Consider the following 1,113-nt stretch of genomic DNA (forward strand, 5'->3'; position numbering starts at 1 on the left):
CTGCGGTATTCCGGGTCCCCGGCGCGCTACAGGTCGAGGAGGCGGCGCGCTTCTTCGCGCATCTCGACCTTGCGGACCTTGCCGGTCACCGTCATCGGGAACTCACCCACCACGTGCACGTAACGCGGGATCTTGTAGTGCGCCAACTTCCCCGAGCAGAACTCCCGCAACGACTCCGCCGTCAACTCCGGCGCCCCCTCCCGCAACCGCACCCACGCCATCAGCTCCTCGCCGTACTTGGCATCCGGAACCCCGATGACCTGCGCGTCCAACACATCCGGATGCGTGTACAGGAACTCCTCGATCTCCCGCGGATACACGTTCTCCCCACCCCGGATCACCATGTCCTTGATCCGCCCGGTGATCGAGACATACCCCTCGTCATCCATCACCGCCAGATCCCCGGTGTGCATCCACCGCGCCGCATCGATCACCTCAGCGGTCTTGTCCGGCTGCTCCCAATACCCCAACATCACCGAATAACCCCGCGTGCACAGCTCCCCCGGCTCACCCCGCGCCACCGTCCGCCCACTGGCCGGATCAACGACCTTGACCTCCAAATGCGGCCCCACCCGGCCCACCGTGGACACCCGACGCTCCAGCGAATCATCCGCACGCGTCTGCGTCGACACCGGAGACGTCTCGGTCATCCCGTAGCAGATCGCCACCTCCGACATCCCCATCCGATCGATGACCTGCTTCATCACCTCCACAGGACACGGCGAACCCGCCATGATCCCCGTCCGCAACGACGACAGGTCGAACGAACCGAAATCCGGGTGATCCAACTCCGCGATGAACATCGTCGGCACCCCGTACAACGACGTGCACCGCTCCCGCGCCACCGCCATCAACGCCGACCCCGCATCAAAACCCTCCGACGGGATCACCATCGCCGAACCATGACTCGTGCACGCCAGATTCCCCATCACCATCCCGAAGCAGTGGTAGAACGGCGGCACGATCGCCACCCGATCCACCTCCGAATACCCGCACAACTCCCCCACGAAAAAACCGTTGTTCAGGATGTTGTGATGCGACAACGTCGCACCCTTCGGAAAACCCGTCGTCCCCGACGTGTACTGGATGTTGATCGCATCATCCGCCGACAGC

General features: G+C 63.8%; 1 protein-coding gene. It reads right to left on the reverse strand.

Annotated elements, in window-relative coordinates; translation table 11 throughout:
• Positions 1-26: 26 nt before the first annotated feature.
• Positions 27-1,113: AMP-binding protein (locus tag E1202_RS31110; RefSeq protein ID WP_132686878.1), on the reverse strand; the 1,087-nt coding region annotated here is incomplete at its 5' end.

Source organism: Saccharopolyspora karakumensis (genome assembly GCF_004349225.1).
GTDB classification, from domain to species: Bacteria; Actinomycetota; Actinomycetes; order Mycobacteriales; family Pseudonocardiaceae; genus Saccharopolyspora; species Saccharopolyspora endophytica.